The following is a 19,819-nucleotide window of genomic DNA, read 5'->3' as shown; positions in this document are numbered from 1 at the left end:
GTTTTTATCCTATCCTATTTTTTAATTAAAGTATTGGCGTTTCTTAAAGAATAAACCACCAATAGCGGCTAAGGCGCTTCCTAAGATACTTAAAAGTGTTGTATTTTCATCACCTGTCATTGGTAATGTGGTGCTTTCACCAGTTGCGGTTGTGACTGAGATAGTCCCATCACTGTTTGTCGTTGCTCCGATTGATTCAGGACTGGTAATCGTGCCATCAGCCAATACAACTGAGCCATTTTGGGTGCTCACAATCGTAGCGCCTGTGTTGGTGTAGACTGGTGAGTCTGTCGTTACGTCTTGGACGATTTGGCCTGTAACCGTTGAGGTTGTACCAACTTGAGATGCACCAGCATTAGCTGCTGTTTCAGCTGAGATATTTGGATTGTTGGTAGGTACAGATGTGTCTGGAGTGACTGTCGCTGTCCCACCATCCGTTGTTGGAACGGTATGATTTGTTGCCACACCGCCTGCATCATCCACATTAGGAACCGCTTCACTCGGATCTGTATTACTTTCCGTTTGGGTATCGCTATCACCTGTGTGATCTGTTGTCACACCATTATCATCGGTTACCTCTGTAACGTCTGAAGAAGGATTTGTTGGATCAACAGGGACGGTTGGTTCCGTTGTAGAACCTGTGTCTGTTGACGGGGTGGTTGACCCCTCATCAGGGATAACAACCTCTGATGAGGGAGCTGTTGATGGTGTCACTTGCTCTGTTGAGGGAGAAGTGGTGCCATCTGAAATCAATTCATCCGCATAAACTCCAGTTGATGCTGTTGCTAAAATAGCTGTTGAAAATAAAGCTAACGCTTTTACTTTTTTCATGTTTACTCCTCTACTCTTTTCTTTGTCGGTGATAGCCTCTTCCTGTTAAAACGAGGCAATATTCTCCATCTCGTTTAGTTCTTTCAGCTACGCTAAAGTGTTTTCGCTTAATGGATACGATAGCTGAATATATCTCATGAAAACGAAGAATATCTTCACCGATAACTATCAAGTTGCCATTGACCATTCTTTTATGCTGAACAATAGCAAATTTAGGTTTAATAAGTGCTTGTCTTCCGTCGTCAAGGTAAGCAATTGCTTCTCCTTGACAACCAAGAAGACGTAAATCTGATAGAGTCACTTCTGGTCTATCAAAGTTTTTTAATAAGTTTGTCATAACAAACTCCTTTTCTTTTTCGCTTGTGTAGGAAATTCCTATCCGCATTTAACGCATGAGCTAAACTCATAACTTCTTCATTGAAGCTGAAGCCAGGATGTGCCTTTCGTAAAAGACTGTTACACCGCCTTCCTTATACATTGTTATTCCCTAGGCTTCGCTGATCAGGTCGGTGCTGGTATTTAATTATCAAAGGTCACAAGTAGTTTTGTGACTTGCTCGGGTCAACTACTTTTATTAGGCTTCGTGATGTAATTTGTGATTATTATGTTTTGGAGATGATATTACTGTCATTTCATCATCAGCCATCAGCGGTTCATCATGAATTTCAACTGCTAAGAAAATAAAGATAAATACAATAACTGATGGAATTAAAGCTAAGATCAAATTAATCATTTTCATCATCTTCTTTTTTCATGCTGTAGTTTCATGCTGTAGTAATTTTCAGCATTTAAATGTGCTATACTTTTTTGCTCATACAGTCGTTCTTGTTTTAAGTTTTCTAGTGATTTCAACAAATACGCTAATGGAGAAGTGCTATCTTTCGGAATACGTTCAATCATGTTTAATACTTCAGAACTTGTTACATAGCCACTTGCTAAATATTGTCCGATTTTCATTTTCTGGTTATGAGTCATTGTTAAAACATCAGGAAACCCAAACATTTGCTCATTGTATTTATCAGCAATTATTTGCAAGAGAGAATAATACTTTGGTTCAACGAATGGAGTTGATTGATTTTGTGATAATGACTGATTAGTTTCAGTTGACTGTGAAAATTCATTAGAATTTTTCTCAGTCTTTCTAGAACTAATATGATCACTATAATTAGTCTCGTTATATTCAGTCTCATTAGGGGCTGAATTTGACACCACCCCCGTATTATTTTGACACCCCCCTGGTCTAAATTTGACACCCCCCTGGTCTAAATTTGACACCCCGGGTAATTCATCATCGTTAGCGTCAAAATCATCAACAATCAAGTTTCCAAGATAAATACGATTAGCAAGGTTTCCTTTACTACTAGTTGACTGTTGAACTTCCTTAATTAAATCGTATTCAGCTAATTGTTTTTTTATCCTTAACAAAGTTGACTTTGATACTTTAAGAATTTTCATCAAACTTGTATTTGAATAAACTAGATAAATTCGCCCCTCTTCATCAACCCAATTATTTCTTAGGGAAAGGCTTAGTCTATCTTTTAAGATTGAATAAGATACTTTTGAATCTAATCGCATATCTTCATAACGAGGACTTTCAAATAAAAGTTTTGGAAGTTTAAAATATCGTTCAGACGTTTCATACTGTTCTACAGTTATTGCATTAAAAACCATAAATCTATACCATTTTAAAATAAAGCTGACCATTTGGTTTTATTTCAATAAGACCAAATTTTTCTAATTCAGCAAGTTGACTTTGACTTTCTTTACGTGAAATTTTTAACTCAAACATCAAAAATTCAATGAGTATTTCACGCGAATGTAGTTCATTAGAAGTCATGTTTGTATCCTTTCTTTTTAGTACAGAAAAAGAGAACAATTTTCATTGCTCTCTTGACTTATAGATTTATTTTATTAATTCTCAAAACTCTAGACACTTACTTAGAGATTATTTTCACCATAGCTTGAAGTACTAGAAAATTCATTAGTAAAAAGAACAGACCGATAACCGTAGTAGAATGGTTTTAAAAATCTAGTATATATCACCCTCCTTAACTCCTCACACTATCAATATTTAGTTATAAGGATTTAACTATTTTTGCAATATTTTTGAGCTTTATTTTTTGCTTTTGCACACTCATATATTCAACACGTGCAAGCTAAGTGACTTTGAATAGTTTAATGCCACAAGTTTTTAGGATTTAATATTTTAAAACTTTGGTGTAGTCTTGCGCAAAAGGAAAAAATCTTGGGTGTATTATGTCTAGTAATGATCCATACCGTATCACCAAGTCTACAAGTCTCTATAGACTTTCATATTTATATCATGAGCTATGTCTCTTCTCCTATATGTGGCATCGAATTGTAAAACAGGATCAAACTTCTCTTTGTACAAATCAAAGATTCTAATGCCTTGTAGGGGGGTGATAAATTCTTTTTTTCAGTCTCTAGTATAGAGAGATTGTAGCTATTGTTGTTTGGATATGCGTAGATAATCGAGACCTCCATTATTTAGCTCCTTCCATATAGATAGTTATTCGATTCCTTTTGCTCTTATCTCTCCCGCTTCCAGTTGTGATTAACTTTTCCTTTAGTTTGGTAGTATTACGTTTCATTTTGACCCTGTTTTCACTTTGTTAGACAGCGACTACTTTTCATTGTCAAAAAAAAACTTGCCTTAAAATAAGACTAGTTTTTGCAAGCAATAAACTCTATTCTAATTATACTTTTGTCACCACAACATAACGATTAGGATCATCACCTTCTGAGTGACTTTCTACACCTTCAATTTGAGAGAGATACTTATGAATGATTTTACGTTCGCTGTTGGTCATTGGATCCATCACATACTCTCTCCCTGTTTCTTTTACTTTGGCTGCTATTTTTTCTGCTAAATCAATCAGAGTCTCTGTACGTTGCTCCAAATAATCACGAACATTAAGAACAACACTAGAGCGTTTAGAATGACGGTCGTGCACATAATTTTGTGCTAAAAGTTGTAAAGACTTAAGAACCCTACCGTGATAGCCAATAACACGTCCTGGCTGGTTTGTCTCAATCTGTATAATGATATTACGACGATTGTGACTAACCTCCAGACTAGCATCAACATCCATTTCATAGATGATTTTTTCAAGGTAAGATAAAACGTCATCTGCAGCTGATTGAACTTCTTCAAAATTGCTTTCAGAAGATTCAACTGAACTAAACTCAGATGCCACAAAAGAGCTGAAATCATCTTCTGATTCTGAAGTTTCTACATTCTGAAGTTGAGCAACAGGTTCTAGTTTGGGCGCAAGAGAAGTAACCTTAGGTTCTGTAGCATCCTCTTCTGATGACTCGTGCTTAACAGATAAAGGAATGATTGTCGCCTTTGGCTGCTCCTGTATTTTACCAGGCACCTCTTCCCCAAAGGTCTCAGTAGCCACTGGTTGCTTTAAGATTTCCTGTGCCTCTCCCTTATTATCTGAAACCGTAATAAGCTTTGTCACTTTCTTGAAAGCAGTAGTTTCTTCTTTGGAACTTGTAACAAAATCATCCGGCTGCTTTACAGCATCAGGGGCCACTTTAATAACATCGCGATCAGCTTTGTGAGCTATTTCTTCAATGATTGGTTCAACGCTAACTTGGGCAGGTTTCTTTCCGAACCCTAAAAAACCTTTCTTCTCACGAGAAATCACCTTAATATGAGCCTTCATACGTGGTAGATTAAGGTCTCTCAAACCTTTCTCGATAGCTTGTTCAACTGTTCGTCCAGAATAGACTACCATAAAAAGCCTCCTTATTTACGTTTATTCGCCTTTTTCTTGGCACGACGAATCTTAGCTTTACGTTCTTTTTCTTCTGCTTCCAAACGGTTACGCTCAGCAATGATTTTAAATGGGTTATTAAAAACTAAAATTTGAACGACTTGGAAAGCATTCGAAACTGTCCAATAAAGTGCTACCCCTGAAGAAATCTGTGTCCCAAACCAAAAAATAAAGATTGGAAGCATGATATTCATGACAATAAGCATAGCACTACGATCTTTAGCAACCTTATTCGTCAACCAAGTTGAAAGGAAAGTAAAAGCTGCCGCCAGAATCGGAAGAATGAAGTACGGATCTTTTTGACCAAGATCAACCCACAAGAAGGATCCTTCTCGCAACTCTGGCACACGTGTAAGAGCTCCATAAAGAGCCATCAAAATAGGAAACTGAATTATGAGAGGAAGGAAACTTGCGTAAGGATTTACACCATGCTCTTTATAAAGTTCTTGTTGTGCATAAGCCAGGGCCTCACGATTCTCTCGGCCAGGATACTCACTCTGTAAGCGACGTAACTCTGGCTGAAGCTCTTGCAATTCACGACTTGACTTAATTTGGCGGTTATACAAAGGAATCATGACCGCACGAATCAAAATCGTAAAAATGATAATACCTAATCCAATGGATCCTCCAAATGAGAGTCCTTGAATAGCCTTACCAAAGGTTAAAATGAGACGTTCCCAAACGCCACTAGATTGACTTGTAACGTCACCATGTCCACAAGCCGACAAAAGCAAGAGAGCTCCTGTCCCTAAAATAGATAAACTAAGTTTTTTCTTCACTAAAAACTCCTTTAAAATAGACCAGAGAACTAGTTTTCTTCGTCCATTAAGATGATTCATGAGACCATGAACAATCTTAGTCATTCCTATAATGTAACGAAGCAAGGCAATTGTCTAGTCTTTATACAACTTTGCTATTTTTAAGACATGAACGAGATTGCTATAAATGTCTTGGTAACTTAAGTCCTCAACACCTTTACGAGCAATAACGACAAAATCTTGATGTTCTAACTGAGATGACATGTCCATCAGTGCATGTCGTAGACGACGTTTTACCCGATTCCGAGTAACCGCATTACCAAGACGCTTACTAACTGATAAACCTACTCTAAAATGAGGTAGATTACGATCCAGACAGTAGACTACAAATTTTCGATTAGCAACACTGTGTCCTGCATCAAATAATGCTTTAAAGTCTTTCTCTTTCTTAACGCGATAAGATTTTTTCAAAATGTGACTCCAAACTCAAAATTAGTACTATTATATCATAAATAGCAAAAAAGCCCAAAACCTTATGGTTAGGGGCTTAGAGACTTACTTGTTGAGACTTTGCTGAGCTTCTTTGATTTGCCATTTAACTTGATCAAAACCTGTCCCACCAAGAGAATGACGACGCTCAACAGCAGTGTGAGACTTTAATGTTTCATAGATATCCTCTTCAATCAAATCTGAAACTTCTTGATAACGTTCAAAAGGAACATCTTGAAGGTAATAACCTGCTTTAGTACACTCGAGGACAAGCTTCCCTACAATTTCATGAGCTTCACGGAATGGAAGTCCTTTAGTTGCAAGGTAATCCGCCAATTCCGTAGCATTTGAGAAATCTTTTTCTGTCGACTCTGCCATATGCTTGTCGTTAACAGACATAGTATTGAGCATACCTGCAAGGATGTCAATAGCGACAGTAATCGTTTCTACCGTATCAAACATACCTTCTTTATCTTCTTGTAGATCCTTATTATAAGCCAAAGGTAGTGATTTCATCACGGTCAATAGTCCAATCAGATTACCATAAACACGACCTGATTTCCCACGAATAAGTTCCGCCATATCTGGATTTTTCTTTTGAGGCATAATGGAAGATCCTGTTGAAAAAGTATCCGAAAGAGTTACAAACTTAAACTCGTTAGAGCACCAGTTAATGATTTCTTCACAAATACGTGTCATATGCATCATAAGGATACTTGAATTTGACAAGAATTCGAGAATAAAGTCACGATCGGAAACAGCATCTAGAGAATTACTATATGGTTTTGCAAAGCCCATTAAATCAGATGTCATATTACGATCAATTGGGAAAGTTGTCCCTGCTAAAGCGGCAGCACCAAGTGGGGAAATATCGGTATGCTTGATATTAAATTCAAAACGTTCAGAATCACGTGTGAACATATTGTAGTAAGCCATCAAGTGGTGACCAAAAGAAATCGGCTGAGCATGCTGTAAGTGGGTGTACCCTGGCATAATTGTGTAAGTATGTTTATCTGCTAGACTGACCAAGGTATTACGTAAGTTATCAATTTTCTCAATAACTTCCACGAGTTTGGCTTTCAGATACAAGTGCATATCTGTCGCTACTTGGTCGTTACGTGAACGCGCTGTATGAAGCTTTCCTGCCACAGGTCCAATTTTAGCCGTTAGAAGACTTTCTATATTCATATGAATATCTTCGTTGGAAACATCGAATTCTAGCTTACCAGCCTTATATTCCTCCAGAAGCTCTTCCAAGCCCTGTTTAATTTGCAAAGCCTCCTCTTGAGCAATAATTCCTGTCTCACCCAACATGGTTACATGGGCAATAGAGCCTTTCAGATCAAACTCAGCCATCTTTTGGTCAAAGGAGATTGAAGCACCAAATTCTTCTACCCATTTTTCAAGACTAGCTTCGAACCGACCGCCCCATAGTTTATGATTTTCTGCCATAGTTTTTATGTTGAAGATTTTCCTAAACGATAAGATAACCTTCCGTCCTTTCTTAATACTTATAACAAGTAATGACCTCTTAGGCCACAATATTTTAAATGAAAAAAGCTAGATATTTTTTGTCTAGCTTAGTTTGTCTCTCTGGACACTTGTTTTCCTAAAACCCGATCTCAGTCGTAGTTTATTTAGGATCGTGACGCCTCGCAGAACGTCTTCACGAGAATAATATAAGTTATAAGAAAAGAGTATCAGATGCGGCTCCCTGTCCACTTTTATCTGATATTAAGAAGTTTCTTCTCATATCCTGCTTTTCTTATGAAATCTATTATTATTTGTCAAATGGATGGTTAACTTGAGAATTTACCTGTGTTGGAAGTCCCCAAAGCTTGATAAATCCAATCGCAGCATCTTGATCAAAGCTGTCGGCTGATGTGTAAGTAGCCAAGTTTTCATCATACAATGAATTAGCTGATTGACGTGCGACTACTTGTGCATGCCCTTTGTAAAGTTTTACTTTAGCGATACCATTAACTACTTTTTGTGTTTCCTTGATATAAGCAATGATAGCTTCTGTTGCCGGACTAAACCACAAAGCGTTATAGATGAGATTTGACAATTCATTTTCAAGAATTGGTTTAAAGTGAGATACTTCACGAACCAAAGTTAAATCTTCAATTTCTTTATGAGCTGTCAAAAGTGCAATAGCTCCTGGGCATTCATAAATTTCACGTGACTTGATACCCACAAGACGATTCTCAACGTGGTCAATACGTCCAACGCCATGCTTACCAGCGATAACATTCATTTCTTGGATAAGGTCAGCCAATTTCATTTCTTTACCATTAAGAGCAACTGGTTTCCCTTCCTTAAAAGTTACATCTACATACTCAGCTTCATCGGGTGCAGACTCTGGTGAGTTAGTAATTCCAAAAGCTTCTTCCGGAGCTTGGTTCCAAGGATTTTCAAGAACACCACACTCATTGGCACGTCCCCAAAGGTTTTGGTCGACTGAGTAAGGATTATCAAGGTCTGCCGGAACTGGAACACCATTAGCCTTAGCATACTCAATTTCTTCCTCACGAGACCATTTCCATTCACGTACTGGCGCCACTACTTTAAGACTTGGATCTAGGGCAGCGATGGCAACTTCAAAACGAACTTGGTCATTACCTTTACCAGTACAACCGTGAGCGATGGTTGTTGCACCTGTTTTATGAGCAATTTCAACTAATTTTTTAGCAATAATTGGACGGCTAAGGGCTGAAACTAAAGGATATTTTTGCTCGTAATAGGCGTGAGCTTGAAGTGCTGGAAGCACATAATCTTCAGCAAACTCATCTTTGACATCAAGAACATAAGACTCAACAGCTCCAACAGTCAAAGCTTTGTCATGTATAAACTCTAAATCTTTACCTTCACCCACATCCATACAAACAGCAATAACATCGTAATCTTTTTTAAGCCATGTAATAGCGACTGAGGTATCAAGACCTCCTGAATAGGCAAGAATAACTTTCTCTTTTGACATATTATTTTCTCTTTTCTTATATTTTCTTAGGGTTGCTATCTCTATCAACCTTACGAGATAAATTATATTGAATATTTATTCATATGTCAACTATTTTTTTGATATTTTTTTATATTTATTTTTATTTTTATATTTTTAGTCAAAAAGTGTTTTATTTTTTTGGTTTTTATTCAATTTTATGCAATATCAGATTGAAAATAAATAACAGCCTTGAAACTGTTTAAATAGATTTAAAAATGTTTTTAACTATTTTTCTTATAAAATGCCAAAAGGCCTGTACAAAGTACTGACCTTTTGAACAACAGCATCCTCGGTAGAGAACAGAGCAACAATTTTAGATAGAATGAATGTCGTTTTTTATCCTGAACTGTAATTTCTTAGTCTATTTTTATAAATTGCTAAATTTGATCACTAAAAGCCATCCCGTAATGCCTCCTAAAAATAAGCAAGGGACTCCCGCTTTTCCTTTCAAAAATCAACCTACTTTGTTGTAAGATAAATATATAATTTAGCGTCGTTCCTATTAGAAAAAACTAAAAATATAAATCTATTTTTTTCCTAGTTAAGAACCATCAATTATTCAACTGATAGTCAGACCATGTCACATATGAATTTGTTTACGTAACATAAAAAAGAGCCTAGATACCCCAAGCTCTTTAACTGACTTATAACCTCAATTATGGATACATGTCAATGACGTAGTAGAAATACCAACCAAATCTTCACTTCTCTCAACTTTTTATTACAAATCTATTATAAAACTAATTTAAAGTTTTTAAAATGATAATATGACTACGTTATATCATCATTGTATTACAAAAACACTCTTAACTAAAATCATATGATGGCTGACATATTGCTTATGTACATTCGAAAACCCAACAAATGTTGGGTTCGTTTTTTTATAGTGTTGCGAGAACTTGATCAATATGTTTAATAGATTTTTCACGACCAAGTAAAAAGATAGTCTCTGGTAATTCTGGGCCGTGCATCTCTCCTGAAACAGCTATACGAATTGGCATGAAGAGGTTTTTCCCTTTAATTCCTGTTTCTTTTTGAACAGCCTTAATTTGTGAGAAAATATTTTCTGTAACAAACTCATCATCTGACATAGCTTCAAGTTTAGCTTTAAAGGCCTCAAGTACTGTTGGTACTGTTTCACCAGCCATAACTTCTTTTTCAGCCGCTGTCAATTCTGGGAAATCTTCGAAAAAGAGGTCTGTAAGAGGTACAATTTCTTCCGCAGCTGTCATCTGTGGTTTATAGAGTTCAACTAATTTTTCAGCTTTATCTGTCAAACGACCAGCTTCTTCCAAGAAGGGTTTGCAAAGAGCAAAGACCTTATCGAAATCAGCATGCTTGATGTAGTCATTACTCATCCAATCCAGTTTCTTCTGGTCAAAGGCCGCTGGAGACTTACTTAGACGGTTTTCATCAAAGAGTTTGATAAGTTCTTCGCGAGAGAAGATTTCGTCCTCACCACCAGGGTTCCAACCTAGAAGAGCAATAAAGTTGAAGACTGCTTCTGGCAGGTAACCTTTTTTACGGTAATCTTCGATAAATTGAAGGGTATTAGTATCACGTTTAGACAACTTCTTACCAGTTTCAGAATTGGTGATAAGGGTCATGTGCCCAAACTCAGGCGCTTCCCAACCAAGAGCCTCATAAACCATAAGCTGTTTTGGCGTATTGGCAATGTGGTCATCTCCACGGATCACGTGTGAAATTTGCATATCGTGGTCATCAACAACAACCGCAAAGTTGTAAGTTGGATAACCATCCCTCTTCTGGATAACCCAATCACCACCGATATTGCCACCTTCAAATTCGATATCTCCTTTAACGATATCATGCCATTTATAGATTCCTGACTCATTAACAGCCAAACGAACTGTAGGAATAATGCCAGCGGCTTCACGTTCTGCGATGTAGGCGGCTTTTTCTTCTTCAGTCATACCAAGGAACTCGTTAATATAACGAGGTGTTTCACCTGCTGCTTCTTGACGTTCACGTTCTGCAGCCAACTCTTCTTCAGTTACATATGACTTGTAAGCCTTACCTTCTGCCAAAAGTTGATCAATATATTTTTGGTAAAGTGGCAAACGCTCTGATTGACGGTAATTTTCATGTGTTTCAGGACTTTCATCCCAGTCAATTCCCAACCAACGCAAATTATCAAGCTGTGAACGCTCACCATCTTCAACGTGACGCTTACGGTCAGTATCTTCAATACGGATAATGAAAGTACCGCCATGATGACGTGCATAGAGGTAGTTAAACAATGCCGTACGGGCATTACCAATGTGTAGCAGCCCTGTTGGACTTGGTGCGTAACGAACGCGGATATCTTTAGCCAAGATAAATCTCCTTTTTATGTTTCATTCTTCAGTCTTTGGATACCTGATTAGCTTGAAGGCTCTCCCCAAGCTTAAGCATAAGCTTATAAGTATCAATCCTTTTTATTATAACACAATCTGAAGGTCGTTCGAGGAATTTTATCAAAAAAACGACCACCTAAAGGTAGACGTTTTCGATAATTTACTTAACGTGTTTTGCAAGATCTTTTTGAGCTTTGTCATTAGATTTTGCTTTTTCTTTAAGCCAATCTTTATAAGCTGAATCATACTGTTTCTTAGTTACAATATCATCTTGAGATTTAATATACTTGAAGTAGTAGGTCGAACCTTTATCACCATGCTTGAGCTTTAGCATATTTTTCATAACGAACTTTTAAATCTGTGGTTTCCTTAGAAGCATCCTCAACTAATTGGTCATATTCTTTAAGACCTACTTTTTCCACAGCTTGACTATTTGGATTGTCGTAACCCATAAAGGACTTGGTGTTCTCGCTACTAGTCGTTTTCAAAACATCAAGATATGTGGATGGATCGAGGTAATTAGGCTCCCAAGCAACACCAACTGACAAGTCCCAATACTCTGCTGCTGCATTCGAAGCATAGTAAGTAATATTGTAGAAATCGTTGGCTGACAATTGATGGATATCAATGACAACATTCTTTTTTCCAAGTGTGGCTTCAATAGACTGTTTGAGAGATTGCACTTGATTCACAAAAACTTACTTGTTTGGTTTACTGGAATGTCCAAATAAATCGGGAACTGAACTCCTTCTGCTTGAAGGGCTTCCTTAGCTTTCGCGAACTCAGCCTTAGCTTTTTCTGGATTGTAAAGACCATCTTGACTATCTGCAAGATTCACACCAGACCACTCATCACCATAAGCTGGAAGTTGATCCATTACCATTGTTCCGAAATCTTTACCATCTGCTTGAAAAAAGTCTGGTTTAACAAAGATATTACGAACAGCTGTATTAGCACTTTCTTTACCATTCAACTGAGCTGCATAATTTGTACGACCAATGGCAAATCCTAATGATTGACGGAAATCCTTATTAAGAAGTACTGCTTTAGTTGATGATTTCTGTTGGTCATTTTCTTTAGAGGTATTATTGTAAGTTTGGCGATCAATATTAATACCAACCCCTTCTACTGATGCTGCTGGTTGAGTAGTATAGATATTATCTTTATACTTTTCAGAAACCTTAGAATAATTTGAGCTAGTAGGGAAGAGGCGAGCTAATGTATAGACACCGTCAGTGAACTCACGTTCCAAAGACTCTTGATCTGATCCATCATCATAAGTTAATTTGATATTGTCAAAGTAGACATTATCCTTATCCCAATAATTTTCATTCTTGGTGAACTCAATAGATGATTTAGTTGTCAAAGCTCTAAGAAGGCATGGTCCGTTATAAAGAATAGACGTTGGATCCGTTGACTTACCAAAATCTTTTCCTTTAGATTTCAAAAACTCTGCGTTAACAGGCCAAGTGACAGAGTAAGTCAATTTTGAATTCCAGTAAGGTACTGGTTGGCTAAGTGTATATTGCAAGGTGTGATCATCAACCGCTTTGATACCTACAGCTGAAAAATTTTTGTTAGCTCCAGAGAGGTATTCATTTAGACCTTTAACTGAATTTTGTAGCAAATAGATAGCCTCAGACTTTGTATCTGCGGCAAGTTTAAGGCCTGTTACAAATTCCTTAGAAGTCACATCTGCATATTCTTCGCCGTTGAAGTGTACCATTTGGGCCCCTTACGAATCTTGTAAGTATATGTTAAGCCATCTTGAGAGACAGACCAATCTTTCAGCTACAGATGGTTTTAAATTACCGTATTGATCATTTTCAAACAAACCATCAACACCATTACTAACAGCTGTCGTCATATTTTTCTTATTTGCAGCAAGATAGTCTAGGGTTGCAGGATCACCTCCGTAAACATAGTTATAAGTATCTTTCCAGACATCTTACTTGATGATGAGCAAGCCGTTAAAAGACCTACAGACAACAGGCCTACGGCTACCAGTAAAAACACCTTACTCTTTTTCTTTCATAGCCTCTTTAAAATGTAACGCAAAAAGTTTTAAATCAAAAATTATGTGTATACGCATAAAATATACCATAACCTCCAACAATCAACACTACCTTCTGAAGATTTTTTATTTTCTACTCAAGTATTCCTATCTAGCTCAATTAAAAAAACCTATCCGAAGATAGGTTTTTACTACTCTTACAATGAGTTAGGATCAACTTTGATACCAGGACCTTGTGTAGTAGTGATTGAAAGGTTTGTGATGTAAGTACCTTTCGCTGTAGCTGGTTTAGCTTTTTGAATAGCATCGTTAAATGCTTTGAAGTTTTCAACCAATTTTTCAGCTTCGAATGAAACTTTACCGATGATAGCTTGTACGTTACCTGCTTTATCAGCACGGTAAGTGATTTTACCACCTTTAGACTCTTCAACTGCTTTAGCAACGTCCATAGTTACCGTACCAGTTTTAGGGTTTGGCATCAAGTTACGTGGTCCAAGGACACGTCCAAGACGACCAACGATTGCCATCATGTCTGGCGTTGCAACAACAACGTCAAAGTCAAGCCATCCACCGTTGATTTTATCAACGAGTTCGTCTTCACCAACGAAGTCAGCACCTGCTGCTTTAGCTTCTTCAGCTTTAGCACCACGGGCAAATACAAGAACGCGTTGAGTTTTACCAGTACCGTTTGGCAATACCATTGCGCCACGGATTTGTTGGTCAGCTTTCTTAACATCGATGTTAAGGTTGTATGATACTTCAACAGTAGCATCGAATTTTGCGAAGTTAGTTTCTTGTGCAAGAGCTACAGCTTCTTCTACGCTGTAAGCTTTTGTGCTGTCGATTTTCTCAAGAGCAGCACGCATTTGTTTGCTTTTTTTAGCCATGTTAATTATTTCTCCTTGTGTATTGTGGTCATAACGACTTTCATCTTCCACGTCACTCAGCGAAGTGAGGCGACGTCTGTGGTTTTCTTGTTAACTGAATTAGTCAGTAACAGTGAATCCCATTGAACGTGCAGTACCTTCGATCATACGCATAGCTGATTCGATGTTTGCAGCGTTCAAGTCAGGCATTTTAGTTTCAGCAATTTCTCGTACTTGCGCACGAGTTACTGAAGCAACTTTAACTGAGTTTGGAGTACCTGAGCCTTTTTCAACACCTGCAGCTTTTTTCAAAAGAACAGCAGCTGGTGGTGTTTTAGTGATGAAATCGAATGATTTATCTTCATACACAGAGATAACAACTGGGATAATCATACCAGCTTGATCAGCTGTACGAGCGTTAAACTCTTTAGTGAATCCCATGATGTTGATTCCGGCTTGACCAAGAGCTGGTCCAACTGGTGGAGCTGGAGTCGCTTTACCAGCAGGAATCTGAAGTTTTACGATGTTTTCGACTTTTTTAGCCATTTTGTAATTTCCTCCTATTGTGGTTTTGGCGGTAAGTAAGTTTTGTTACCTCCCACAAGTATGTTTTTACATACCTTATCTATTATACAAAAATTCTTTTTAGATGCAAGAAATTCTTATTAAGTTTAGGAAAAAATTTACATTAAGACTTTTTCGCGGTAAAATAGACCTATGGTTCTATATAAATTCTTTGCTATAGCATTTTTGATTTTAACACCTATCTTTGCTTTTATTATCCACCGCTTCTTCAGTTTAAAATATCTCGGTCTTAATTTCGCTGATTTAACCTTTCCACTTTATTTTATTGAAGTCATTGCTATATCAGCTCGTTTTTTTACCCATAGTTTTCTGCCATACATCACCATCTTATTATCACTGGCAGCTATTATTATCACGATTCAGATGCTGAGAAAAACACAATCCTTTAAATTTAAACGCTTCCTTAAGTTTTTCTGGCGCATCAGTTTCTTTATTACTAGTATTTTCTATTTAGGGACTGTAATTCTCATTTTTATCGTCTCTTAAAAACAAGAAAACTCAGCATATTTTAGTAAGCTGAGTTTTTTACATTGAATTATAAAAAAGCAGGCAATCATGCCTGCTAAATTTTTAGATATTAAGGGAAGACCTGAGTCATTCGTCCAGTATCTACATCGTAAACCGCACCAGAGATGATAACATCCTTAGGAATAAGTGGCGACTGACGAAGAATAGCCATATCTTCACGGACACTCTCTTCTACATCTGTAAATGGAAGAAAATCTTGATCAGATACGTCAACGCCAAGTTCTTTATTAAGATAGGCCGTAAACTCATCGTTCTTAAAGGTCTGAGCACCACAATCTGTATGGTGAAGAACTACGATTTCACGTGTCCCCATCTGTTGTTGGGAAATGACCAAAGAACGAATCATATCTTCCGTAACACGACCACCCGCATTACGCAAAATATGGGCGTCACCTAGTGCCAACCCTAAGGCCTGGGCAACGTGAAGGCGTGAATCCATACAAGTCACAATAGCCACCTTAGTCTTAGGTTTCAAGGGAAGATGGGCTGTCCCGTGAAGATTAACATAGGCTTTGTTGGCATTGAGAAAGTTTTCAAAATAGGACATAATAACTCACTTTCTAACGGAGAACTAATTTGACATTCAAATTATTTACAGTCTATCTTATCATCTTTTTCTTAACTTGTCAGCTATCAACTTCTTTAAGTAAAAAAGAGAGTCCCACCTATCGAGGTTACTCTCCTTTATTTTATGAACGTTTTGGTAAGCATCTATTAAGTAAGCCTGCGAAGGTTTGAAGGTTGAGACTTTGAACGTAGATTTCTCCTGTTCCCCTGAAGGTATTAACCACACCTTCACCTGTTCCGATAGACTGCCAGAAACCATTTTCCAAATGAATACTATAATCAATAGTCTGGCTCCAAGCAACAACATGGGCATTATCAATAGTCACTTCTTGATTGTTTAGCACAATTTTTAATAGAACCGTAAGCATTGGCCAAAAGAGTCCCTTGACCTTGGGTCGTCATAACGAAGAATCCTCCCTGGCCACCAAGGAGAGCCTTACCGATCGATTGGGTTTCCATTGTATAGTAAGCCGTACCATCAAGTGCTAAAAAGGCACCATCATTAAGTCGGTACTGCTTTTCACCAAGATACAGCGGAATCACCTGACCTGGTGAGTCGTGTGACAATGCTAGGTAAGCATTATTAGACTGGGCAAATACCTGGTAATAAAGGTACTTTCACCCGAAACCATTGACCGTCCAACTGCTTTTACAAAGCGTCCTACACCAGAGCCACTTGCATTTAATTTGGTGTTGAGAGTCACACATTAGGTGTATGGTAGACCATACTGCCAAGTTGGATAAAAACCGTTTCACCTTGATTAAGAGTTAACTCTACCAGCTGGAATTGCATATTGTTGTCTGTGAAAAATTGCATAATAGATACCTCCCTATTCTTAAGAAAAGTATAGCATCGAACAGGTATTCTTGCAGCCGCTTTCAGATTCCAACTCTGAGCATATCTTTTAAGAAAAGACTTTTTTGAGTACTTCTCCTACCGTTATGACCCCAATGACCTGGATACCTTCTGGAATCTTCATGCCATGAAGCGAATTTTTAGGAACATAAATCTTAGTAAAACCTAGTTTAGCGGCTTCATTGATACGCTGCTCAATACGAGTCACACGACGAATCTCTCCGGTCAAGCCAATTTCTCCTACGAAGGCTTCTTGTGGATTGGTTGGAAGCTCCTTGTAACTAGAAGCGATAGCAACGGCAACTGCAAGGTCAATAGCTGGCTCGTCCAACTTAACACCACCAGCTGATTTGAGATAGGCATCTTGATTTTGGAGAAGAAGGCCGCAACGTTTCTCTAAGACAGCCATGATAAGGCTGACACGGTTAAAGTCCAGTCCCGTCGTTGTCCGCTTTGCGTTACCAAAGACGGTCGGTGTCACCAAAGCTTGAACCTCAGCTAGGATAGGTCGACTCCCCTCCATTGTGACAACAATGGCAGAACCTGTGGCACCGTCTAGGCGTTCTTCTAAGAAAACTTGGCTAGGGTTTAGTACCTCGACCAGACCACCTGACTGCATTTCAAAAATCCCAATCTCATTGGTTGAACCAAAACGGTTTTTAACTGCCCTCAGAATACGGAAGGTATGATGACGTTCCCCCTCAAAATAAAGCACAGTATCCACCATGTGCTCCAACATACGTGGTCCAGCCAGCTGTCCCTCCTTGGTCACATGCCCAACAATAAAAGTGGCAATGTTATTGGTTTTGGCAATCTGTATGAGTTCGGCAGTTACTTCACGAACCTGGGAAACAGAACCTTGAACGCCAGAGATCTCTGGGCTCATGATGGTCTGAATAGAATCAATAATGAGGAAATCGGGTTTGATACCCTCCACTTGACTACGGACTGCTTGCATATTGGTCTCAGCATACAGATAAAATTCGTTATCAATATCACCTAAACGTTCACTCCGCAATTTGATTTGCTCGGCCGATTCTTCCCCAGAAACATAGAGGACAGTTCCCTTGTTAGCCAGCTGTGTTGACACCTGTAAGAGGAGGGTCGATTTCCCTATTCCTGGATCTCCTCCAATAAGAACCAAACTCCCCGGAACCACACCGCCACCTAAAACACGGTTAAACTCGTCCATATCGGTTTTTATGCGGGCATAACTAATTGAAGAGACTTCTTTTAATTTAGTTGGTTTAGACTTTTCACCCGTCAAACTGACACGGGCATTTTTCACCTCCTGCACCTCAACCTCTTCTTCAAAAGAGGACCAAGAAGAACAGTTGGGACAGCGCCCTAGATATTTGGGTGAATTGTAGCCACATTCTCGACAAACAAAAGTTGATTTTTTCTTTGCTATGATAATTCTCCTTCTACGATTACTCCGACAGAATGCCACTTATGCAATGTTTTTTTAAATTTCTTCTGGTTGGCAACTCCGACAGCGGACAAATCAACAGAAACCTGATAATTCTCCTTGACAGCTGCCAAAATGGAAGCCTTGACACAGCCATTGCCATCTACCCCTATAAACTCTATGCTTTTAGCACCATTTTCCTCTAAAAAATCTTTTAAATCTGGATTGGTAAAGCAAGAAGCCCGACGCTTCTCAAAGATACGAGAAGATACAAGCAGCAAGCCGGTCGCAAATTTCTTCTTTCTATCTTTTCTCTCCCAGAAAAAACGGTTGAGAATATAGATAACCCGGTCACTGGGATAGCTGGCAATTTTGTCATTCACAGCTGCAATCAGTTCTTCATGATATGCTTTTCCAACAGCAACATAATCTGACTGCATATCTACAACTAATAAATAGTCTGCCATATTCTTTCTCTATTTCCCTGTCGATCCGAAACCACCTGTACGAACACCGTCAGCTTCATCTCCATCTACAATTAAGAAGGGCGTAAAGACACCTTGAACGATACGTTCGCCAACTTCAAGAGTCACAGGCTGGTCAGTAATATTTTTCATCTGGGCGAAGATATGCCCTTCATTTCCGGGATTTCCATAGTAATCGCCATCAATAACTCCAACTGAGTTGATTAAGACCAGACCTTTTTTACGAGGGTTAGAGGAACGGTCATAGAGATAGAGAACCTCACCAGGTTGCATGTAAGCCTTAACACCTGTTGGTACGAGAACAATTTCCCCAGGAGAAATCATAGTATTCTCCGCAACCTTTAAATCATAGCCAGCTGCATGGGCAGTCTCTCGCTTTGGAAGTAAGTCCTGATTGTTATAGGTTGATACAAGTTCAAATCCACGAATTTTAGTCATTATTTTTCCTTTCAATACATCAGTTAACTAATTCTTGTAAAATTATCTACACTGAATTAAGAAGAATATTTTTTAAATCTATCCTATTATAATCTATTCGAAATAAGATGACAAAAGTAATAGTCTAATCGTATTCTCATCAAACGAAAATTGACTTTTATCTAGGAAAACGCTAACATGATACTAGATATAATACTTTTAAGGAGAATTGTCATGAAATTCATCGGACTTGTTGGTACGAATTCAAAACGTTCAACTAATAGACAATTATTGCAATATATTAAGAAGCATTTTGCAGATAAGGCAGAAATTGAACTTGTAGAAATCAAAGATCTTCCTGTCTTTAACAAACCTGCTAATAAGTAATTGCCAGAAAGTACACTAGAAATCGCTAAAAAATCGATGAAGCTGATGGTGTCATCATTGGAACACCTGAGTATGATCACTCAATTCCGGCTGTTCTCATGAATGCTTTAGCTTGGCTCTCATACGGAGTTTTCCCTCTATTGAATAAGCCTGTTATGATTACGGGGGCATCTTATGGAACTCTAGGAGAGCTTCTCGTGCACAGCTACAACTTCGTCAAATTTTGAATGCTCCAGAAATCAAAGCTAATGTGCTTCCAGACGAATTCTTACTCTCACATGCCCTTCAAGCTTTTGATAGCAACGGCGATTTAGTTGACCTTGATGTCATCAAAAAATTAGATGCTATTTTCGATGACTTCCGTCTCTACGTCAAAATTACTGGTAAACTCTCACATGCTACAGAGTTACTACATAAAGAAGCTGAAGACTTCGACTGGGAAAGCCTATAAGACAGGAGAATAT

General features: G+C 38.1%; 18 protein-coding genes and 3 pseudogenes. 2 read left to right on the top strand and 19 right to left on the bottom strand.

All coding sequences use genetic code 11. The annotated features are described in order from the left end of the window. Positions 1 to 21: 21 nt before the first annotated feature. The 14 genes and pseudogenes from NST05_RS01790 to rplK all read right to left on the bottom strand — a co-directional run bounded on the left by NST05_RS01790 (position 22) and on the right by rplK (position 14,668). On the bottom strand, positions 22 to 831 hold the full coding sequence (locus tag NST05_RS01790) for an LPXTG cell wall anchor domain-containing protein (protein WP_340742874.1): 810 nt from the start codon (positions 829 to 831) through the stop codon (positions 22 to 24). 10 nt (positions 832 to 841) lie between these two features. Next, the gene (locus NST05_RS01785) at positions 842 to 1,168 is read right to left on the bottom strand and encodes a hypothetical protein (RefSeq protein WP_017649342.1); all 327 of its coding nucleotides are present in this window, start codon (positions 1,166 to 1,168) and stop codon (positions 842 to 844) included. Positions 1,169 to 1,405: 237 nt separating this feature from the next. Beyond that, positions 1,406 to 1,564: a hypothetical protein gene (locus tag NST05_RS01780; RefSeq protein ID WP_340742873.1), complete on the bottom strand. Its 159-nt coding sequence runs from the start codon at positions 1,562 to 1,564 to the stop codon at positions 1,406 to 1,408. Between the two features lie 5 nt (positions 1,565 to 1,569). Further along, on the bottom strand, positions 1,570 to 2,502 hold the full coding sequence (locus NST05_RS01775; protein ID WP_340725720.1) for a replication initiator protein A: 933 nt from the start codon (positions 2,500 to 2,502) through the stop codon (positions 1,570 to 1,572). A 4-nt stretch (positions 2,503 to 2,506) separates the two neighbouring features. Next, complete coding sequence (locus NST05_RS01770; protein ID WP_006531779.1) at positions 2,507 to 2,668, bottom strand: hypothetical protein; 162 nt, start codon at positions 2,666 to 2,668, stop codon at positions 2,507 to 2,509. Positions 2,669 to 3,548: 880 nt separating this feature from the next. Then, positions 3,549 to 4,598: an RNA-binding cell elongation regulator Jag/EloR gene (gene jag, locus NST05_RS01765; protein ID WP_084829120.1), complete on the bottom strand. Its 1,050-nt coding sequence runs from the start codon at positions 4,596 to 4,598 to the stop codon at positions 3,549 to 3,551. Between the two features lie 11 nt (positions 4,599 to 4,609). Then, complete coding sequence (locus NST05_RS01760; protein WP_002953525.1) at positions 4,610 to 5,416, bottom strand: membrane protein insertase YidC; 807 nt, start codon at positions 5,414 to 5,416, stop codon at positions 4,610 to 4,612. A gap of 114 nt (positions 5,417 to 5,530) precedes the next feature. Further along, positions 5,531 to 5,866, bottom strand: a complete 336-nt coding sequence (gene rnpA, locus NST05_RS01755) for a ribonuclease P protein component (RefSeq protein WP_037600055.1) — start codon at positions 5,864 to 5,866, stop codon at positions 5,531 to 5,533. Positions 5,867 to 5,950: 84 nt separating this feature from the next. Beyond that, complete coding sequence (gene argH / locus NST05_RS01750) at positions 5,951 to 7,336, bottom strand: argininosuccinate lyase (RefSeq protein ID WP_071417372.1); 1,386 nt, start codon at positions 7,334 to 7,336, stop codon at positions 5,951 to 5,953. 328 nt (positions 7,337 to 7,664) lie between these two features. Further along, entirely contained in the window at positions 7,665 to 8,864 is a 1,200-nt protein-coding gene (locus NST05_RS01745; RefSeq protein ID WP_002953531.1) for an argininosuccinate synthase, read from the bottom strand. Positions 8,865 to 9,766: 902 nt separating this feature from the next. Further along, the gene (gene gltX, locus NST05_RS01740; protein ID WP_002953532.1) at positions 9,767 to 11,221 is read right to left on the bottom strand and encodes a glutamate--tRNA ligase; all 1,455 of its coding nucleotides are present in this window, start codon (positions 11,219 to 11,221) and stop codon (positions 9,767 to 9,769) included. 181 nt (positions 11,222 to 11,402) lie between these two features. Further along, a pseudogene (locus NST05_RS01735) lies at positions 11,403 to 13,189 on the bottom strand (ABC transporter substrate-binding protein). Between the two features lie 264 nt (positions 13,190 to 13,453). Beyond that, on the bottom strand, positions 13,454 to 14,143 hold the full coding sequence (rplA, locus tag NST05_RS01730) for a 50S ribosomal protein L1 (RefSeq protein WP_024704232.1): 690 nt from the start codon (positions 14,141 to 14,143) through the stop codon (positions 13,454 to 13,456). Positions 14,144 to 14,242: 99 nt separating this feature from the next. Next, positions 14,243 to 14,668 (bottom strand): 50S ribosomal protein L11, encoded by a 426-nt coding sequence (gene rplK / locus NST05_RS01725; protein WP_002953535.1) that lies wholly within the window; start codon positions 14,666 to 14,668, stop codon positions 14,243 to 14,245. Positions 14,669 to 14,839: 171 nt separating this feature from the next. Here rplK and NST05_RS01720 point away from each other — a divergent pair, with 171 nt between their 5' ends. Then, positions 14,840 to 15,193: a DUF3397 domain-containing protein gene (locus NST05_RS01720; RefSeq protein WP_002953536.1), complete on the top strand. Its 354-nt coding sequence runs from the start codon at positions 14,840 to 14,842 to the stop codon at positions 15,191 to 15,193. Positions 15,194 to 15,284: 91 nt separating this feature from the next. Here NST05_RS01720 and NST05_RS01715 read toward each other — a convergent pair whose 3' ends face one another. From NST05_RS01715 to NST05_RS01695, 5 genes and pseudogenes are all read right to left on the bottom strand, one after another. After that, the gene (locus NST05_RS01715) at positions 15,285 to 15,782 is read right to left on the bottom strand and encodes a beta-class carbonic anhydrase (protein ID WP_002947059.1); all 498 of its coding nucleotides are present in this window, start codon (positions 15,780 to 15,782) and stop codon (positions 15,285 to 15,287) included. Positions 15,783 to 15,924: 142 nt separating this feature from the next. Further along, positions 15,925 to 16,619, bottom strand: a pseudogene (locus tag NST05_RS01710) (TIGR00266 family protein). An 88-nt stretch (positions 16,620 to 16,707) separates the two neighbouring features. Next, positions 16,708 to 18,069, bottom strand: coding sequence for a DNA repair protein RadA (radA, locus tag NST05_RS01705; RefSeq protein ID WP_084829234.1), 1,362 nt, complete (start codon positions 18,067 to 18,069; stop codon positions 16,708 to 16,710). Further along, positions 18,066 to 18,533 carry an isochorismatase family cysteine hydrolase gene (locus NST05_RS01700; protein ID WP_060971568.1) on the bottom strand — a complete coding sequence of 156 codons (468 nt, stop codon included), beginning with the start codon at positions 18,531 to 18,533 and terminating at the stop codon, positions 18,066 to 18,068. Before NST05_RS01700 ends, radA begins: the two co-directional genes overlap by 4 nt. Before the next feature lie 9 nt (positions 18,534 to 18,542). Further along, on the bottom strand, positions 18,543 to 18,989 hold the full coding sequence (locus NST05_RS01695; RefSeq protein WP_084829123.1) for a dUTP diphosphatase: 447 nt from the start codon (positions 18,987 to 18,989) through the stop codon (positions 18,543 to 18,545). Positions 18,990 to 19,202: 213 nt separating this feature from the next. Between NST05_RS01695 and NST05_RS01690 the strand changes: the two are divergent. Next, positions 19,203 to 19,806, top strand: a pseudogene (locus NST05_RS01690) (NADPH-dependent FMN reductase). The last annotated feature ends 13 nt before the right edge of the window (positions 19,807 to 19,819 follow it).

This window comes from Streptococcus sp. FSL E2-3494 (assembly GCF_038007085.1).
Taxonomy (GTDB): Bacteria; Bacillota; Bacilli; order Lactobacillales; family Streptococcaceae; genus Streptococcus; species Streptococcus thermophilus.
The sequence above is the reverse complement of the archived record's forward strand: the minus strand, read 5'-3'. Positions and strand labels throughout refer to the sequence as shown.